Source organism: Aeromonas sp. MR16, assembly GCF_022549315.1.
In the GTDB taxonomy this organism is placed as follows: Bacteria; Pseudomonadota; Gammaproteobacteria; order Enterobacterales; family Aeromonadaceae; genus Aeromonas; species Aeromonas aquatica.
This window is the reverse complement of the sequence record NZ_JAKZFK010000011.1, coordinates 123202-140661: the sequence shown is the minus strand read 5'-3', so window position 1 is coordinate 140661 and position 17460 is coordinate 123202. Positions and strand designations below refer to the sequence as shown.

General features: G+C 62.4%; 14 protein-coding genes and 1 pseudogene. 9 read left to right on the top strand and 6 right to left on the bottom strand.

What is annotated here, in order from left to right; genetic code table 11:
* From MM194_RS10790 to MM194_RS10780, 3 genes and pseudogenes are all read left to right on the top strand, one after another.
* Positions 1–180 (top strand): annotated as a pseudogene (locus MM194_RS10790) (IS1595 family transposase); the annotation flags it as partial.
* Between the two features lie 113 nt (positions 181–293).
* Positions 294–839: a YcbK family protein gene (locus MM194_RS10785; RefSeq protein ID WP_033128714.1), complete on the top strand. Its 546-nt coding sequence runs from the start codon at positions 294–296 to the stop codon at positions 837–839.
* A 189-nt stretch (positions 840–1028) separates the two neighbouring features.
* On the top strand, positions 1029–1280 hold the full coding sequence (locus tag MM194_RS10780) for a hypothetical protein (RefSeq protein WP_033128713.1): 252 nt from the start codon (positions 1029–1031) through the stop codon (positions 1278–1280).
* A 93-nt stretch (positions 1281–1373) separates the two neighbouring features.
* On the opposite strand, the gene MM194_RS10775 is transcribed toward MM194_RS10780, so the two are convergent.
* Together MM194_RS10775 and cysZ are read right to left on the bottom strand one after the other, a co-directional pair.
* Positions 1374–1988, bottom strand: coding sequence for a trimeric intracellular cation channel family protein (locus MM194_RS10775; protein WP_241343570.1), 615 nt, complete (start codon positions 1986–1988; stop codon positions 1374–1376).
* A 135-nt stretch (positions 1989–2123) separates the two neighbouring features.
* Positions 2124–2888, bottom strand: a complete 765-nt coding sequence (gene cysZ / locus MM194_RS10770) for a sulfate transporter CysZ (RefSeq protein ID WP_241343569.1) — start codon at positions 2886–2888, stop codon at positions 2124–2126.
* Positions 2889–3100: 212 nt separating this feature from the next.
* On the opposite strand from cysZ, the gene MM194_RS10765 reads away from it, so the two are divergent.
* The 3 genes from MM194_RS10765 (at position 3101) to ligA (ending at position 9867) form a co-directional block, all read left to right on the top strand.
* Positions 3101–6472 (top strand): AAA family ATPase, encoded by a 3372-nt coding sequence (locus tag MM194_RS10765; protein WP_241343568.1) that lies wholly within the window; start codon positions 3101–3103, stop codon positions 6470–6472.
* Between the two features lie 15 nt (positions 6473–6487).
* The gene (zipA, locus tag MM194_RS10760) at positions 6488–7621 is read left to right on the top strand and encodes a cell division protein ZipA (protein ID WP_241343567.1); all 1134 of its coding nucleotides are present in this window, start codon (positions 6488–6490) and stop codon (positions 7619–7621) included.
* A gap of 101 nt (positions 7622–7722) precedes the next feature.
* On the top strand, positions 7723–9867 hold the full coding sequence (ligA, locus tag MM194_RS10755) for an NAD-dependent DNA ligase LigA (RefSeq protein WP_081965919.1): 2145 nt from the start codon (positions 7723–7725) through the stop codon (positions 9865–9867).
* Positions 9868–9928: 61 nt separating this feature from the next.
* Here the strand turns inward: ligA and MM194_RS10750 are convergent, their stop codons facing one another.
* Positions 9929–10906 carry an ABC transporter substrate binding protein gene (locus MM194_RS10750; RefSeq protein ID WP_241343566.1) on the bottom strand — a complete coding sequence of 326 codons (978 nt, stop codon included), beginning with the start codon at positions 10904–10906 and terminating at the stop codon, positions 9929–9931.
* A 432-nt stretch (positions 10907–11338) separates the two neighbouring features.
* Between MM194_RS10750 and nrdD the strand changes: the two genes are divergently transcribed.
* The 3 genes from nrdD (at position 11339) to MM194_RS10735 (ending at position 14453) form a co-directional block, all read left to right on the top strand.
* Positions 11339–13456 (top strand): anaerobic ribonucleoside-triphosphate reductase, encoded by a 2118-nt coding sequence (nrdD, locus tag MM194_RS10745; RefSeq protein ID WP_033128706.1) that lies wholly within the window; start codon positions 11339–11341, stop codon positions 13454–13456.
* Positions 13457–13542: 86 nt separating this feature from the next.
* A complete protein-coding gene (gene nrdG / locus MM194_RS10740) occupies positions 13543–14058 on the top strand; it encodes an anaerobic ribonucleoside-triphosphate reductase-activating protein (protein WP_241343565.1) in 516 nt (171 codons plus the stop codon).
* 224 nt (positions 14059–14282) lie between these two features.
* The gene (locus MM194_RS10735; RefSeq protein ID WP_033128704.1) at positions 14283–14453 is read left to right on the top strand and encodes a YqaE/Pmp3 family membrane protein; all 171 of its coding nucleotides are present in this window, start codon (positions 14283–14285) and stop codon (positions 14451–14453) included.
* 109 nt (positions 14454–14562) lie between these two features.
* Here MM194_RS10735 and MM194_RS10730 read toward each other — a convergent pair whose 3' ends face one another.
* From MM194_RS10730 to MM194_RS10720, 3 genes are all read right to left on the bottom strand, one after another.
* The gene (locus MM194_RS10730) at positions 14563–14922 is read right to left on the bottom strand and encodes an MliC family protein (protein WP_033128703.1); all 360 of its coding nucleotides are present in this window, start codon (positions 14920–14922) and stop codon (positions 14563–14565) included.
* 109 nt (positions 14923–15031) lie between these two features.
* Positions 15032–15904: a beta-1,6-N-acetylglucosaminyltransferase gene (locus MM194_RS10725; RefSeq protein ID WP_241343564.1), complete on the bottom strand. Its 873-nt coding sequence runs from the start codon at positions 15902–15904 to the stop codon at positions 15032–15034.
* Between the two features lie 525 nt (positions 15905–16429).
* Positions 16430–17458: a DUF2955 domain-containing protein gene (locus MM194_RS10720; RefSeq protein WP_241343563.1), complete on the bottom strand. Its 1029-nt coding sequence runs from the start codon at positions 17456–17458 to the stop codon at positions 16430–16432.
* Positions 17459–17460 lie beyond the last annotated feature (2 nt).

The following is a 17460-nucleotide window of genomic DNA, read 5'->3' as shown; positions in this document are numbered from 1 at the left end:
AACGGATATCACAGGCGGTTGAAGGAGTGGATGGCGCGGTTCCATGGGGTGGCGACGAGCTATTTGAGGAATTATCTGGGCTGGCGAAGGATGTTGGAGCGTTATGGGCAGGCAGTGGATATCCCGCATTGCTTGCATGAGGCGCTGGGGCGCCCCATGCAACACGTAATTGGGACATAGCCTTTTCTATGGGCGATTGCGGTTTGACAGGGCTTTTATCGACGGGTAGTTTCAGGTGTCTGTATCAAATTTACTCATCAGTTTTACTTAACTATGCGATGGACGGACAACGGATGCTGGAACAAGAGATAAGCCGACGCCGTCTGCTGCTGGGAGCCGGTTGCCTGATGGGGGCCAGCCTGTTGCCGTCCCCGGCCATGGCGAGCCGCAGTACCTCGGGGCGTGAACTCAGCTTCTTCAACCTCAATACCGGCGAGCGGGTCCAGGCCAACTATTGGGAGAATGGACGTTACCTGAGCGACGGTCTGGCCGAGCTCAATCATATCTTCCGCGACTATCGTCGCAACGAGGTGTTTAACATCGACAAGAAGCTGTTCGATCAGCTGTTTCTGTTGCAACACAAGCTGGGTCGCCAGGGCGAGATCCAGCTCATCTCGGGTTACCGCTCTCCGGCAACCAATCGCCAGAAGCGTCAACGCAGTCGCGGCGTCGCCAAGCACAGCTATCACACCCTGGGACAGGCGGTGGATGTGCGCATCCCCGGCGTGCAGTTGGCACACCTGCGCAAGGCGGCCCTGAACCTCAAGGTGGGCGGTGTCGGTTACTACCCGTCGGATAACTTCGTGCACCTCGATACCGGCCCGGTTCGCAGCTGGTAAGTTGCGGTAAGGGTCCGCAGCCCGTCACTTGTCCAAATACGGTGATACCGACCTAGTACAGGTCGCTGGCAATACGGGTCTATTGTGCCTTGTTTTTCGATACGGCAACCCCGATCCCTGACAGGTCGTCGCTGGCAAAGGGGGGAGCCGAGCTGCTAGGCTCTGGGCACTAACCTAGAGGAGAGATAGATGAAGCATATTCTGATCGGCGGGTTGATCGCGCTGCTGTTGACCGGGTGCAGCAAGCTGAACCGGGAGAACTATGACAAGCTGAAGATGGGGATCAGCTATGCGGAGGCGGCCAGCATCCTCGGCAAGGCTGAGAGCTGTGAGGACAAGCTGGGGACTACCAGCTGCATCTGGGGTAAGGATAACAAGAACATCAAGATCCGTTTCATCGCCGACAAGGCGACCTTCTTCAGTTCGGAAGGGATCAACTGAGCTAGTCTTGTGTTGTCATCACCAACAAAAAAGCGCCTTCGGGCGCTTTTTTGTTGGTGATAATAAAGTCAGTATGGTCAGAAGCTGGCGCACTCAGTGAGTGGCATATTGGTAGTTGAAGGTGGGCAGCCCCCACTTGAAGTGCACCGCCAGCAGCCGCAGCACGAAGCCGACGCCGATGGCCCCGAAGGCGGCCCAATCATTGGGCAGCCCCTGATCCAGCGCGAGGCAGTAGAGGGCGGCGGTCACCAGGGAGACGGCGGCATAGAGCTCGCGCCGAAACACCAGGGGGATGCGCTGGCACAGCAGATCCCGCAGCACGCCGCCGAAGACCCCGGTCACCACCGCCATGATGCAGGCGATACCGGCCCCGTGACCCATCTCCAGCGCCCGGGCCGCGCCGAAGATGGAAAACACCACCAGCCCCAGGGCATCGAGGGCCATGAACAGCTTGCCGAGATAACGCATCAGCGGTGCCGAAATGACGCCCACCATGGCGGCGCCAGCCACCAATAGTACGTATTCGGGGTGCTCCACCCAGAGCAGGGGATAGTGTCCCAGCAGCACATCTCGGATGGTGCCGCCACCTATGGCGGTCGCCGAGGCGATGATCACCACGCCAAACAGATCCATCCTTCGCCGACCCGCCGCCAGCGCGCCTGTCATCCCTTCGGCCACCAGGCCGAGCAAGAAGAGTGCATGTAACATGAGATATCCCAGGGTGCGAGAAAGGCCCGCATCCTAACAAGCCTGTACTGGCTGGACAAGCACTCTCACATTGGCATTAGATTAAGTAATGAAAAGGGGGCTTTCGCCCCCGTTTTTTGTTATCTCAGAGCCGGCCTAGCGGCGCAGCTGCTCGGCCCGGTATTGATCCACCCACATGGCGGTAGCGCCACAGATGGCGACCGGCATCACGAACAGGTTCACCACCGGAATGGCGGAGAAGAGGGTGACCAGGGCGCCGAAGCTCAGGCACTTGCCGCGGCGCTGCTTGAGGGCGTCGCGCATGGTGATGAAGTCGATCTTGTGGTTGTCGAACGGGTAATCCACATACTGGATCGCCATCATCCAGGCGCTGAACAGGAACCAGAGCACGGGGGCGAGCGTCTGGCCGACCACCGGGATGAGGAACAGGATCAGGCAGCCGATGGCCTTGGGCAGGTAGTATTTCAGCTTGGTCCACTCACGGCCGAAGGTGCGCGGCACGTCCTTGACCACGTCCAGCATGCCGGTGTCGCTCACTGCCTCACCGGTGAGGACCTGTTCCACCTTCTCCGCCAGCAGGCCGTTGAAGGGGGCCGCTATCCAGTTCGTCACCGAACTGAAGATGAAGGAGAACACCACCAGTATGGTGACCAGGGCGATGGGCCACAGCAGGTAGTCGAGCCAGCTGAGCCAGGACGGGATCTGCTGGTGCAGCCAGGCGAACAGGCCATCGAGTTGCAGCAAGAGCGCATAGAAGGCGCCGGCAAACAGCACTACGTTGACCAGCAGGGGGATCAGCACAAAGGTGCGGATGCCGGGTTGACGGATGAGCGTGAAGCCGCGCAGGAAATAGTCTGCGCCGCTGACCGAATCTTTGGCAATGTGGGGGGATTGGCTCATCGGAGCTCCAACTGTTAATGGGAAACTGCCTGCATATTACAAACAAGCCTTTGATTTGGTAAAGTCGCCTGTCCATTCCTCTTCCCACCCGGTTCCTTCGGATGTCGGATGTTGATGGACAACCGCCAGCCTATGACCAACCGATGCTGAGTTGGATGGGGTCAAGCCGGCAGCCCGCCTCTCCCTTTATTTCGTTACCCAGATAGGCCCTCATGCGTCTGAAATTGATCAAACTCGCCGGTTTCAAGTCGTTTGTCGAGCCGACCCGCATCGAGCTCAGTGCCGACATGACCGCCGTGGTCGGGCCCAACGGCTGCGGCAAGTCCAACGTCATCGACGCGGTGCGCTGGGTGCTGGGAGAGAGCTCGGCCCGCCATCTGCGCGGCGAGAACATGACGGACGTCATCTTCAACGGCTCTCTCAATCGCAGCGCCCATGGTCGCGCCTCGGTGGAGCTGGTGTTCGACAATCCCCACAACCGGGTGCCCGGTGAATTTGGCCGGTTCAGCGAGATCTCGGTGCGCCGGGAGGTGCTGCGCGACGGCTCCAATCACTATCAGATCAACGGTCAGAAGTGTCGCCGCAAGGATGTGACCGACCTCTTCCTCGGCACTGGCCTGGGGCCGCGCAGCTACGCCATCATAGAGCAGGGCACCGTCAGCCGACTGGTGGAGTCGCGCCCGGCGGATCTCAAGCTGTTCATGGAAGAGGCCGCCGGCGTCTCCCGTTACAAGGAGCGGCGGCGGGAGACGGAGCAGCGCATCCGCCACACCCAGGAGAACCTGGAGCGGCTCGGCGACATCCGTGGTGAGCTGGGCTCCCGCCTCGAACACTTGCGGGCCCAGGCCGAGACTGCCGAGCGCTACAAGCAGCTCAAGAGCCGCAGCCGCGCCGCCCGGGCCGAGCTCATCGGCTCCGAACTGTGGGCGCTGGAGACCCGGCTCGGCGAGGCCAAGGCCGAGCTGACCCAGGCCGAGCAGGCGCTGGCGGCGCTGGATGCCAAGCGCACTGCCGACGAGGGGCGCCACGTCAGCCTGTCGGTGGCGCGCCAGGAGGCCCAGGCCGAGCAGGCCAGCCGTCAGCAACAGATCTTCCTCGGTGGCCAGGCCATCGCCCGTCTCGAACAGCAACAGCTCCATCAAAGTGAACTCGGCCGCGACTGGCAGGCCAGGCGTGCGCTGCTCGGCGAACGTATCGAGGGCATCAGGGCGCAGCTGGCGAGTCAGCATGAGCAGCTGACCGACGGCAGCCTCAAGGGCGAGCTGGAGGCTGCGTGGCTCGAGCAGTGTGAGCAGTTGCTCACCGACCAGCAGGCACTGCGCCTGGCGGCGAGCGAGCAGCTGGAGCTGGCCCGTCAGCGCCAGCAACAGTGGCAGCAGCAGCTTGGCCAGTTGCAGGGGCGGCTCAACCAGACGAGGGCAGAGGTGAACGGCCTGCAGGAGCTGCAGGCCAAGACCCGGCTGGCCAGGCTCAAGCTGGAGGACGAACAAAGTGGCCCGGCTGGCGGGGCGGAAGAGTTGCAGCCCAGGCTCGACGCCTTGGCCGCCGAGCTGGAACTCGGCCGTGCCCGCCAGACCGAGCTGGAGGGGCAGTGGCAGGCGGCGGTGGTCCGTCATGAGGAGTGCAAGGGGCAGCAGGATCGGCAGACTGGCCTGCTGCGGGAGCTGGAGGCCCGCCTCACCACCCTTGACCAAATTCTGGGGGCGCAGATGCAGGGGGCCAACCTGGCGGATCGCCTGCAGGTGGCGCCCGAGTGGGCCCAGGCACTGGACAAGGTGCTCGGTCGCTGGCTCACCGCCCAGCCAAGCGACGAGTGCAACCTGGCGCAGAGCGGGCTCTGGATTGGGCCGGCCCAGCCTGCTGTGCCCGGCACCCTGGCGGCCCGGCTGGCGGGCGAGCACATTCCCGCCTTCCTCAATGCCATCTGGCTGGTGGCAGGCAGGGAAGAGGCGCTGGCCCGCCAGTCAGGCCTCTCGGCCGGTGAGTCACTGCTGACCCCTGCGGGGGACTGGTTTGGTCCGAACTGGGCCGATCTCGGTCAGGGTGGGGGCCTCGGCACCCTGGCGCTGCTCGGTGAACGTGAGCGATTACACACCGAGCTGGCGGCGGGCCAGCAGGCGCTGGTCCAGTTGAATGAACAGCTGAGGGAGGCCGATGCCGAGCGTGCCCGGCAGCAGGAGGCCCATGAACTGAGCCAGCGCACCCTGCGCGAGCAGGAGCAGCGCTGGCAGCAACTGCGCGAAGCCTGGAGCCTGCAGGAGGGCCAGCGACAGGCGCGGTTGCAGCGCCTCGGCCAGCTCGGCGAAGAGTTGCTGCGCCTTGACAGGGAGCAGGCCGACGAAGCCCAGAGACTGGCGAAGGCCAGGACGCAGCTTGAGCTCGATGAGGCGCACCTTGCCGAGTTGCAGGAGCAGGGGGAGCCGCTTGCCGAGGCGTTGTTGCTGGCCCAGGAGCGGGTCGGCAGTGCCGAGCGTGCGCTGGATGAGGCGCGGCTGCGGCGCGAGCAGCAGCAGGCTAACTGCCAGCGCTGGCAGCTGGAGCAGCAGAATCTGTCCCAGCTCATCGCCCTGCGGGAGCAGGAGCTGGCTCGGCTCGGGCTGGAGCTTGCCGAGCTGAAGGGGCCGGATGCGCAGTCGGTGCAGGACATCTCGCCCCTGATCAAAGAGCAGCGAAGCCTGGAGGCGCAGCAGCTGGCCTGCCATCAGCGGCTCGCCGAGTTGGAGACGCAGCTGAGCGAGCTGGAGCAGACCCGCAGCAGGGATCACAAGCAGCTCGTGCAGATCCAGGAGACGCTGGCGACGCTGCGGCTGGAGCGGGAGCGCAACCTGACCCGGCGTCAGGGCTTGCACGAACAGTTCGAGGAGCTGGGCGTGCGCTTGATCGATCTCGATCAGGCGGTGCTGATCGCCGCCGATCGGGGCAAGTTGCGCCAGGAGATCCAGACCCTGGAGACGCAAGTGGAGGCACTTGGCGCCATCAACCTGGCGGCGCTGGAAGAGTATGAGGAGGCGAAAACGCGTGCAACCTATCTCGAAAACCAGTGTCAGGATCTGGAGCAAGCGCTGGAAACTCTGAGCCAAGCCATTAAAAGAATTGATAAAGAAACACAAATACGCTTCCGCGACACTTTCGATAAGGTCAACGAAGATTTAAAATCCCTGTTCCCAAAAGTATTCGGGGGGGGCAGTGCCTGGCTTGAGCTGACCTCGGATGATCTTTTGGAGGCCGGAGTGAGCATCATGGCAAGACCTCCGGGCAAGAAGAATGCTACCATTGCCCTGCTTTCCGGGGGGGAGAAGGCGTTAACCGCCCTTGCGCTGGTTTTTGCCATCTTCAGACTCAATCCAGCGCCCTTCTGTTTGCTGGATGAAGTGGATGCACCGCTCGACGAAGTGAACGTGGGTCGCTTCTGTTCTCTTGTCAAAGAGATGTCGAGCACAGTACAGTTCGTTTATATCAGTCATAACAAGGTCTCCATGGAGATGGCCGAACAGCTGATTGGCGTCACGATGCAAGAGCCCGGGGTTTCGCGCATAGTGTCGGTCGACATCGGTGAAGCCGTCGCTTTGGCTGAGCAAAACTAGAAAGAGAAGCAGCTAATGCAGGAATTGCGTTACATCTTGGTTGCCCTGGGCGGAATTGCCATCGCGGCATTGCTCATTCACGGGTTGTGGAGCAACAGAAAAAACCGTCAGGCACCGATCAAAGAGAAACCAATGGGCCGGATGGAATCCAAGTCACGGGAACGCGACAACGATTCCTTCGACAAGGATGGCGTCGGTCAGGTACGTGTGGTCAGCGGGGGGCGTCGTGCCGAGCCCAAGCTGCACAACGAAGAGGTTCGTCAGCCTGACGTCAGCCGTCGTGCCGCCGTTCCCGCCTTCGATGACGAAGACGATGAGGTCGACGATCTGCCGCCGCCCGTGGTTCGCAAGCCTGCTGCCCGCCCGGTAGCGCCGCCCCCCGTCTATGAAGAAGACGAGGAGGAGTATGACGCGCCGACGGCCGACCTCCTGGAAGAAGTGCCTGCCGCACCGGTACGCAAGCCTGCCCAGGTGATCCGCCGTACCCCGGTGCACCGTTCCCGTCCCCAGCGCGAACCCATGATGCAGCCCCTCGACGACGAGCCGCTGGTGGAGCCGGCCTACGCCCAGGCGCCAACCTTCGGCGCACGGGAACCTGCCCCCGTGCATCAGCCCCGTCAGGCGGCGCCGGCGCCCGCGTATGAAGAGCCAGCCTACGACGATGAGCCGGCCTATGAAGCCCCCGTGGTGGCCGAGCCCCGCTTTGAACAGCCGCCGGTCGAGAAGATCTGGCAGGATGTCTATGTCATCAACCTGATGGCACGCCCAGGTCACGACCTGCAAGGCGCGACCCTGCTCTCTTCCCTGCTGGCGCTTGGCTTCAAGTTTGGCGAGATGGACATCTTCCACCGTCACGAGGATCTGGGTGGCAAGGGTGAAGTGCTCTTCTCCATGATCAACATGGTCAAGCCGGGCACCTTCAATCCTTACCGCATGGAGCAGTTCAGCACCCCGGGTGTCTCCCTGTTCATGCAGTTGCCCCTGCGCAGCAACGCGGCCTTCGCGTTCGAGCACATGTTGCAGGCGGCGGATCAGCTGGCGAGCGATCTCGACGCCATGCTGACCGATGCCAGCCGCAGCCCCCTGAGCGACGACGACATCGCCCGTTGCCGTCACGAGCTGGCGGCCTACGAGGCGAGCCGCGACTAAGGCGTCCTGCGGGTCGATGAGAGTAAAAATGCGGTACCCAGGTGCCGCATTTTTGTTTGTATGGCTACCTTCTTATTTCAATCACAGTCCGAGACTTCTCCATGAGCGACATCCTCTCCCGCCACCGTCAACTGTGTGAACTACTGACTGACTACGGCCATCAGTACCATGTACTGAAAAAACCGACAGTATCGGATGCCGAATATGACCGATTGAAGGGGGAGCGGCTTGCCCTTGAATTGGCTCATCCTGAGCTCCGCCATGGCCAGCTCAGTGAACTGCTTACTGACTACGGCCATCAGTACTATGTGCTGGACAATCCCACAGTACCGGACGCCGAATACGATCGCCTGATGCGCGAGTTGATCGCGCTGGAAGCCGAGCACCCCGAGCTGAAGACTCCGACCTCCCCCAGCGTGCGGGTCGGCGGCCAGCCGCTCTCGGCCTTCAAGCAGGTTCGCCACGAGATCCCCATGTTGAGCCTGGACAACGTGTTCAGCACCGAGGAGCTGCTGGCGTTCGAACAGCGCATGGGCGATCGCCTCAAGCGCGAGATCAGCTTCCTGTTCTGCTGCGAGCCCAAGCTCGACGGTCTGGCCGTCAGCCTGCTCTATGTGGATGGCCAGCTGGTGCAGGCCGCCACCCGGGGGGATGGCGCCAGCGGTGAGGAGATCACCGAGAACGTGCGCACCATCAAGGCTATCCCGCTCGCCCTGCGGGGCACCGGCTGGCCCGCTCGCTTGGAGGTGAGGGGGGAGGTCTTCATGCCCAAGGCCGGCTTCGAGGCGATGAATGCAAAAGCCCTGGCCGCCGGCGAGAAGGTGTTCGTCAACCCGCGCAACGCCGCGGCAGGCAGCCTGCGCCAGCTCGATTCCCGCATCACCGCCAGCCGCCCCCTGAGCTTCTACGCCTATGGGGTCGGGATCGGCGGTGATGAGTTGGGGAATTCCCACTTCGGCCGTCTGAAGAAACTCAAGGAGTGGGGACTGCCGCTCAGCCCCGAGGTGAAACTCAAGGAGGGCGCCGCCGGCTGTCAGGCGTTCCATGACGACATCCTGGCGCGCCGCGCCGCGCTGCCCTACGAGATCGACGGCGTGGTCTACAAGGTGGACGACATAGCGCTGCAGCTGGAGCTCGGCTTCGTGGCGCGGGCCCCGCGCTGGGCCACCGCCCACAAGTTCCCGGCAGAAGAAGAGATGACCCTGCTGGAAAACGTCGAGTTTCAGGTTGGCCGCACCGGTGCCGTGACCCCGGTGGCCAAGCTCAAACCCGTGTTCGTCGGTGGTGTCACCGTCTCCAACGCCACTATGCACAACGCCGATGAAATTGAACGCCTCGGGGTCATGATCGGCGATACCGTGATCGTGCGCCGGGCGGGGGACGTGATCCCGCAGATCGTCGCCGTGGTGGAGGCCAAGCGCCCGGCCGACGCCCGCGAGATCCTGTTCCCCAGCCAGTGTCCGGTGTGCGGCTCCGCCCTGGAGCGGCTGGAGGGGGAAGTGGTGACCCGCTGCTCCGGCGGCCTGTTCTGCGAGGCCCAGCGCAAGGAAGCGATCAAGCACTTCGCCGCCCGCCGCGCCATGGACGTGGACGGTCTCGGCGACAAGATAGTGGAGCAGCTGGTGGACAAGGGGCTGGTGAAGACGCCGGCAGATCTGTTCCGCTTAACCGCTATCCAGCTGGCGGGGCTCGAGCGGATGGGGCCAAAGTCCGCGCTCAATCTGGTGGCCGCCATCGATGCGGCGCGCAGCACCACCTTGCCGCGCTTCCTGTTTGCACTCGGCATTCGCGAAGTGGGGGAGGCGACCGCGCTCAACCTCGCCAACCACTTCCTGACCCTGGATGCCCTGCGCGCCGCCACTGTCGAGCAACTGCTGGCGGTGGCAGACGTGGGAGAGGTGGTGGCCAAGCACGTCTACTACTTCCTGCGCCAGCCCCACAACGTCGAGGTGCTGGAGGCCTTGCTGGCCGCCGGTATCCACTGGCCCGCCATCGAGAAGAAGGCTGCCGCCGAACAGCCGTTCGCCGGCAAGACCTTCGTGTTGACCGGCACGCTCACCCAGCTCTCGCGGGGCGATGCCAAGGCGGCGCTGCAGGCGCTCGGTGCCAAGGTGGCGGGCTCGGTCTCCGCCAAGACAGATGTGCTGGTGGCCGGTGAGGCGGCCGGCTCCAAGCTGGCCAAGGCCCAGGAGCTGGGCATCACCATCTGGACCGAAGAGGAGTTACAGGCGGCGATCCAGCCCTGATGGGTTGTGGATAGCGCCAAAAACAAACCCGGCTCATGGCCGGGTTTGTCATTTTCAGGGATCAGTTGTGCCATTGGATCTTCGTCTGCCACTTCGGCGGCACCTCGAGCCGCCAGCGTGCCAGCTCGTCCCGGCTGAACACGTACTCACCGCGCAGGGCGGCGCGCGGTGACAGGGCGCCGGGGGTGGTGCCCGCCAGTATGGTATTGACCAGCTCCGCCGCCTTTTCCCCCTGCGCGTGGCCGTTGAGCACCAGGCCGCCAATGGCCCTGCCCTTGCCGACCGAGAACTCCCAGAAGGAGAACAGCGGGACCGGGCTGTGCTGGTTGGTCCATTCGATCACCTGCTGCTCGCTCACATGGGCCCCCTGCTCGTCCACCAGGGTGTGGTAGAGGCCGATGAAGAGCGCCCCGTAGCCGCGCTCCCTGCTGGTGAGCACTATCTCTTGCCAGCGTTTGTAGTCGTCGATTTGCTGGTTGCTGACCAGGGTATGACCAACCCGTTGATCCGTGCTGCCGTTGAATTCATCTTCGATGGCGGTGCGCGAGACCTCGCTTTTATCGAACAGGACAAGCGCCTTGTCGAGCCCCCCCATCAGCTGGCTCATCTCGCTGATGTTGCGCTTGAGCAGCGGTCGCTCCAGCACGCCGGTGATGTTGGGGTGACCGACCAGCCCCTTGTGGCGGGGGTTCTCGTTCATGCCGAGGAACACCACAGGGGTGCCCTGGGCCGCGATCCTGCGGGCGAGGGCATTGATGGCATTGTCGTCGCCGAGCACCACCAGATCCGGTTTGAGCTGCCGGTAGGCGTTCATCGCCCGCTCGGCGATCTGGGCCAGCTCCTGACGGGGCTGGCGCTTGGTGTCCATGTAAAAGTAACTGAGCTGATGGTCCCCCTTGAGATGCTCCTTCAGGCTGGCGCTATAGCTCTGATCCCACAGATTGGCGGGATGGTAGCTGCTGATCACCAGGATCTGGGCGGCCCGGAGCGGGAAAGGCAGCAGAAGTACTAGCAGTAGCCACAGCTTGGTCACATTCATTCTCCGTTGGCGGAAGACTGCCCCCATTATGTGTGTTTTGTGCCAAACCTGCCTTGGTCAATTGTTGTCGGATGACAACGCGGTGACGTCGGCAGCCCGATCGGACGCCAACCCGCACCCCGTCTGGGATCGCCTCGAAGGGGCGTTTTTTTGACTGGTCGTGAACTGTTCCACTCCTCTCAAAACCTGTTCTGGATCAAGAAATGCGGTATCGCTTTGGTGCCTAATAGACACCACATATAGGGTTGCATTCAAAAAAAACACCCATATATTGTGTTGTTAAGCTGTGTATAAGCTGTTTCCTTCTCATCGTCAGCCCAGGCTTGTCAAGTCTCGGCTGAATTTATTTGCGCCGGGGACCGGGCGTGGAGGAGGGGACCCAACAAGGGTAAGCCGAGGGCGATAGCCTGGCCTTTAAAACGGGGAAAACGCATGAAACCGGTTGTGATCAAACGTGATGGATGTCGCGCACCATTCGATGCCCAGCTGATTGCCGAGGCGGTGGGCCGAGCGGCAGAGGCGGTCGGCCAGGCCAATCCGGCGCTGGGTGAGCGGGTTGCCACCGCCGTCAGTCAGGAGCTGGAAGGGCGCGGTGAGGTGGACATCCACGAGATCCAGAACCGGGTCGAGAACCATCTGATGGCGTCCGACGACAAGGCCATTGCCCGTGCCTATATCGAATACCGTCACGACCGGGATCAGGCCCGCGAGGCCCGTGGCCGCCTGGCCCAGGAGATCCGTGGCCTGGTGGAGCAGACCAATGCGGCCCTGCTCAACGAGAACGCCAACAAGGATTCCAAGGTGATACCGACCCAGCGCGACCTGCTGGCCGGCATCGTCGCCAAGCACTACGCCATCAGCCACATGCTGCCCCGTGACGTGGTGCAGGCCCACGAGAGCGGCGATCTGCACTTCCACGATCTCGACTACTCCCCCTTCTTCCCCATGTTCAACTGCATGCTGATCGACCTGCAGGGCATGCTGACCCATGGCTTCAAGATGGGCAATGCGGAGATCGACACCCCGAAATCCATCAGCACCGCCACCGCGGTGACTGCCCAGATCATCGCCCAGGTGGCGAGCCACATCTATGGCGGCACCACCATCAACCGCATCGACGAGGTGCTGGCGCCCTATGTGACCATCAGCTGGCAGAAGCACAGAGAAGTGGCCGAGGAGTGGGGCATAGCGGACGTGGACGCCTATGCCATGGCCCGCACCGAGAAGGAGTGCCACGACGCCTTCCAGTCGTTGGAATACGAGGTGAACACCCTGCACACCGCCAACGGCCAGACCCCCTTCGTCACCTTCGGCTTCGGCCTCGGCGACAGCTGGGAGTCCCGCCTCATCCAGCGCGCCATCCTCGGCAACCGCATCGCGGGCCTTGGCAAGAACAGGAAAACGGCGGTGTTCCCGAAGCTGGTGTTCGCCATCAAGGATGGCCTCAACCACAAGCCGGGGGATCCCAACTACGACATCAAGCGGCTGGCGCTGGAGTGCGCCTCCAAGCGCATGTACCCGGACATCCTCAACCATGACCAGGTAGTGAAGGTGACCGGCTCCTTCAAGACCCCCATGGGCTGCCGATCCTTCCTCGGCGCTTATGAGGAGAATGGCGAGCTGATCCATGAAGGACGCAACAACATAGGGGTGGTGAGCCTCAACCTGCCGCGCATCGCCCTGAAATCCCGTGACGAGGCGGATTTCTGGGACAAGCTGGATGCAGCGCTGGCGGTCGCCAAGACGGCGCTCATGTATCGCATCGAGCGGCTCGACGGCGTCAAGGCGCGGGTCGCCCCCATCCTCTACATGGAGGGCGCCTGTGGCGTGCGGCTCAAGGCCGACGACAACGTCAGCGAGATCTTCAAACATGGCCGCGCCTCCATCTCGCTCGGCTATATCGGGGTGCACGAGACCATCAATGCGCTGTTCGGCACCGACACCCATCTGTTTGACAGCGAGGCGCTGCGCCAGAAGGCCATCGCCATCATAGCGCGGCTCAAGGCGGCGACCGACGAGTGGAAGGAGGAGACCGGCTACGGTTTCAGCCTCTACTCCACCCCGAGCGAGAATCTCTGCACCCGCTTCTGCCGCATCGACGCCAAGGAGTTCGGCGTGGTGCCCGGGGTGACCGACAAGGGTTACTACACCAACAGTTTCCACCTCGACGTGGAGAAGCAGGTCAACCCCTACGACAAGCTGGACTTCGAGGCACCCTATCCGCCCATCGCCAGCGGCGGCTTCATCTGTTACGGCGAGTACCCCAACATCCAGCACAACCTGGAGGCGTTGGAGAACGTCTGGGACTACAGCTATGACAAGGTGCCCTACTACGGCACCAACACCCCCATCGACGAGTGCTACGACTGCGGCTTCACCGGCGAGTTCGAGTGCACCTCCAAGGGCTTCACCTGCCCCCGTTGCGGCAATCACGATCCAGCCAAGGTGTCGGTGACCCGCCGGGTGTGCGGCTACCTCGGCAGCCCGGATGCGCGCCCCTTCAACGCGGGCAAGCAGGAAGAGGTCAAGCGCCGCGTCAAGCACATGTAAGGCCGGTTGCTGGCGGTGAGATGGCTCCTGCTGAGGAGCCATTTTTATTGGCGGGCGTGATGTCCGTGACGGGTTGAGGAGAAAAGATGCACTACCACCAGTACTACCCGGTCGATGTCATCAACGGGCCAGGCACTCGTGCCACCCTGTTCGTGTCGGGCTGCGAGCATCAGTGCCCCGGTTGCTACAACCAGGCCACCTGGCGGCTCGATGGCGGCAAGCCGTTCGACCAGGCCATGAGCGATCGCATCATCAACGATCTCAACGACAGCCGCATCAAGCGCCGTGGCCTGTCGCTCTCCGGCGGTGATCCGTTGCACCCTGCCAACGTCCCCCATGTGCTGATGCTGGTGAAACGGGTGCGGGCCGAGTGCCCGGGCAAGGACATCTGGTGCTGGACCGGCTATCTGCTCGGCGAGCTGTCGGCAGCCCAGCGTGAGCTGGTTGCCCTGCTGGATGTGCTGGTCGACGGCAAGTTCGTGCGGGGGCTGGCGGATCCCGGCCTGCTCTGGCGTGGCAGCAGCAACCAGCAGATCCACGATCTCAACGCCTGGCGTGAGAGTATGGAAGAACGGATCCCCTGCGTGACGCTGGTGCGCTGACTGGGATTATCTGACCCCTATTTCGATGTCTGGCGAGAGGGAACGGGAGAACGGATCCCTTGTGTGGCTCCAGTGCGGGTGCGCTGACCGCAGCCAGCTGAACCCTGGCTCAATGCCAGGCGAGAAACGAGGGAAAGGATCCCTGTCGGGTTTGCAGTTGCAGGCAAGGCTGTTTATGGTTAGCCCATCCGAATCACGCGACATCTTTCATGAGGAACCATGAGATGAACAATCTGCTCAAGATCCTGCTGGCCATCTTCCTGCCCCCCGTGTGTGCTTTTATCCAGGTGGGGTTGAGCCTCCATTTCTTTATCAACATAGTGCTGACCCTGCTCGGCGGTTTGCCCGGCATGGTCCATGCGCTCTGGCTGGTAGTCACCGACAAGCGTGCCTGAGCCATCAGGTGCGCAAGAAGGCCCACTCCCGTGTGGCCTTTCAATAACAAACACCCCGGCCTGGCCGGGGTGTGTCGTTTAGGGGAAGTGCAGCGCCGCTGGCTGCCGATCACTGCTCTTTGCAGTCGTTATAGAGGCTCTGCCACTCGCCATCCTTGTCGCGCATCTCCACGAAGCCCTCCTTCCCCTTGTTCCACCAGACCACCTCGTGATCGTCGGTATAGCGGGCGCCGGACGCTGAGACCGCTTGCGGCAGGGTGTAGTCCTTGCCATCGGGCAGGGACAGTTTGATGAAGTTCAGGCTGTCGTCCGAGAGAGCGAAGTAGCGCACCTGTACCTTATTGTTCTGCTCACAGAGGTAGGTGATGGGGTCGCCGCCAGTCACGCTCAAGGTGGTGGCCCCGCGTTCGCAGCCGCTCAGCAGGGTCAGAGCCGTGATGCCCAGCAACAGAATATTGGCGTGTTTCATCTTGGGTTCTCCATCGGTGTCATCCGGGCTTGAGCCTACCAGCTTGTTCCCAAGTCGCAATCTTCCCGGGGGGGGATTGCGTCGATAAGTGTCCGAATGAATCACATCATCAGACCAACGCAGCCTGTCGGATGACAGGTGTGTCGAAGGGGCATCTCATGGCGCGCTCCAGTATATCCAGGATGTCGCTGTCGATGGTCTCATCAAACTTGCGGGCGAACAGGTGCTCGCTTTGCTGCAGGGCGTCGGCATCCTGCACCGTGTAGTCGCGCGGGCGCAGCTTGATGTCGCCCATGGGGATCCAGTCGATGGCTCGCTTGTCATCGTTGACTATCTGGCCCTGATAGCTGGTGTTCATGATCACCGTCTGGAAGAAGCCCTCGTCGGCGATCAGGGTGTGGCGGTAGAAATCCTTGAAACGATCGACCTCGGGGCTGTGGCTGACGAATTCACAGAAGGCCCGGCTCAGGATCATCCACTGGTTGCCAATGTAGGGGGTCACGCCTGCCAGGTAGGGGCGGGTCTTCACCGGTTCACACACCAGCTCCGTCGCGGTTTCGGTCACATAGTGATCGATGCGGTGCAGGGTGTCCGGTCTGTGCTGACGCTGATCCGCGACTTTGAGAAAATCCTTGCCCTTGTGAGCGCGCAGGAAGTCGTGAATGTCGCGCTGGGAGCGCAGCGGGAAGTCCTGGGCGCTCAGATTGATGAAGAACTCCCACTCCTTTTTTTGCTCCAGCAGCGCCGCAATGCCGCGCAGCTCCGCATCCACCAGGCTGTAGCCGCCCCAGAGCGCATTCTTGCTGGGTAGCAGGCCGGCGTTGGGGTAATCGGCCAGAAAGCGGGCTATCTCCTGCTGCAGAGCCGGGCCCGAGCGCTTGTCCACGTGGATCAGGTAGTGGTTGCTGTCGTGGTAAATCGCCTTGAACAGACGCTTGAACTGACCGGGATAGCGATGAACCAGAATGAGGTAGGCAATCATGGCAGGTGTCCTGTGTTGGCGGCAGGGCTGCGCCAAACAGAAAGTGCCTCAGGCGGATGGCTTGAAGCTGGTTCCCGTCGGGATGGCCGCTGTCGCAGTAAAAAAGAGTGGATAGCAGATAACAACAGTGAGAACAGGCTGCGGCAGGGAGGGATGCGCCTTATGGCATCGGGTCAATACAGCGGGTCCGGCGAAGTCGGGTTGAGGGTGAGAGGTGGGCAAGGGCTGCCCTGGCTGGCGACTCTTTTGCATGACAAGCCTGTCATCAGGTGCAGAGCGCAATCGGCCGGTGAGTGAGGGGCCACAGTAGCACGGTTCGGGCCAGCGTCGTCATATATCGCCGGTGCCGCAGAAAAACCATTCAATGGAGTCCAAGTCTGGCTTCGACGTCCCATACCAGCCCTTACCAGCATAGTTATCGTTGTCGTCAGACAAGAAGGGTCGATCTGCAACACGCGGGCAAAAAAACGCCCCGCAGACGTGGCGGGGCGAAAGGCAGCAGATCCTTTGCTATTGGAAAAGGGTTCAATAACCGAATCGGGTCGCCTCGAAGCGGTTGAGCAGACGGTGGATGAGATAACAGGCCAGCAGGGTGGCGACGATGGCGAACATGATGCTGCTCACCCGGTACAGGGCGCTGAACACCAGATCGTTGCCCGGGGTCAGGTACTGGCCAAACAGAATGCCGAGGGTGGTGAGGGCGCCGAAGCCGACCCCCGAGCCGCTGGCCTCCTTCACGTGGGCATGGCTGAACAGCATGGCGCCGAGCCAGAGCAGGGGGGTGACCAGCAGCAGCAAACCGGACCAGTCGTACAGCACCAGCTGGCCCAGGATGCCGAAACTCACCCCCAGCAGGGTGCCCATGGCGCGCTTGCGGGCGTAGCTCAGCGCCCCGTCCCAATGCATGGGGAACAGCACCAGCAGGGTGGTGGCCTGGGCGGACATGGAGTCGCGCAGATCGAACAGCTGGAATACCAGGAACGACAAGGTAGCGATGCTGGCGCCGAGCAGCGCCTCGTGCCGCATCCGGTGCGGGGCCTTGGGGGAGGCGGCGGGTTTGGGCCGCTCCTCCACATCCGGGATCAGGGCCGTCATCAGGTAGGCGATGAGCACCGACAGGACGCTGGCCCACAGGTTGCTGAAGATCAGATCGTTCAGATCTGTCCCGGGATAGCTGGCAAAGTGCAGCATGATGCTGAGGCTCAGCACGCCGTTGGCGCCGAACAGGAACAGGCTGCCGCGGGACATGGCGGCGAAACGGTAGAGGAACAGCAGGAAGACGATGGGGGTCATCAGGCCGGGATGGCCGCCGAACAGGCCGCCGAGCAGGCCTACCTCCAGCCCGCACGACGCGGCGGACGCGATGAGCTGGCGGGCGGCGTGACCGTTCATCACCGGTATCATCCCCAGCAGCAACACAGGGGTGACGGTGAAGAAGACCCCGTTGCTCCAGCCGAAGGTCTTGCAGAGCAAGAACCCCAGGGTGCAGCCAAAGGCGATGCGCAGGCACTGGCGCAGCTCGTTGGCGGTGAGGGGCCTGTGCCACAGGTTCATGG

Coding starts and splice junctions, on each gene's coding strand:
- MM194_RS10785 (WP_033128714.1), top strand. CDS start 294: ATGCTGGAACAAGAGATAAGCCGACGCCGTCTGCTGCTGGGAGCCGGT.
- MM194_RS10780 (WP_033128713.1), top strand. CDS start 1,029: ATGAAGCATATTCTGATCGGCGGGTTGATCGCGCTGCTGTTGACCGGG.
- MM194_RS10775 (WP_241343570.1), bottom strand. CDS start 1,988: ATGTTACATGCACTCTTCTTGCTCGGCCTGGTGGCCGAAGGGATGACA.
- cysZ (WP_241343569.1), bottom strand. CDS start 2,888: ATGAGCCAATCCCCCCACATTGCCAAAGATTCGGTCAGCGGCGCAGAC.
- MM194_RS10765 (WP_241343568.1), top strand. CDS start 3,101: ATGCGTCTGAAATTGATCAAACTCGCCGGTTTCAAGTCGTTTGTCGAG.
- zipA (WP_241343567.1), top strand. CDS start 6,488: ATGCAGGAATTGCGTTACATCTTGGTTGCCCTGGGCGGAATTGCCATC.
- ligA (WP_081965919.1), top strand. CDS start 7,723: ATGAGCGACATCCTCTCCCGCCACCGTCAACTGTGTGAACTACTGACT.
- MM194_RS10750 (WP_241343566.1), bottom strand. CDS start 10,906: ATGAATGTGACCAAGCTGTGGCTACTGCTAGTACTTCTGCTGCCTTTC.
- nrdD (WP_033128706.1), top strand. CDS start 11,339: ATGAAACCGGTTGTGATCAAACGTGATGGATGTCGCGCACCATTCGAT.
- nrdG (WP_241343565.1), top strand. CDS start 13,543: ATGCACTACCACCAGTACTACCCGGTCGATGTCATCAACGGGCCAGGC.
- MM194_RS10735 (WP_033128704.1), top strand. CDS start 14,283: ATGAACAATCTGCTCAAGATCCTGCTGGCCATCTTCCTGCCCCCCGTG.
- MM194_RS10730 (WP_033128703.1), bottom strand. CDS start 14,922: ATGAAACACGCCAATATTCTGTTGCTGGGCATCACGGCTCTGACCCTG.
- MM194_RS10725 (WP_241343564.1), bottom strand. CDS start 15,904: ATGATTGCCTACCTCATTCTGGTTCATCGCTATCCCGGTCAGTTCAAG.
- MM194_RS10720 (WP_241343563.1), bottom strand. CDS start 17,458: ATGAACCTGTGGCACAGGCCCCTCACCGCCAACGAGCTGCGCCAGTGC.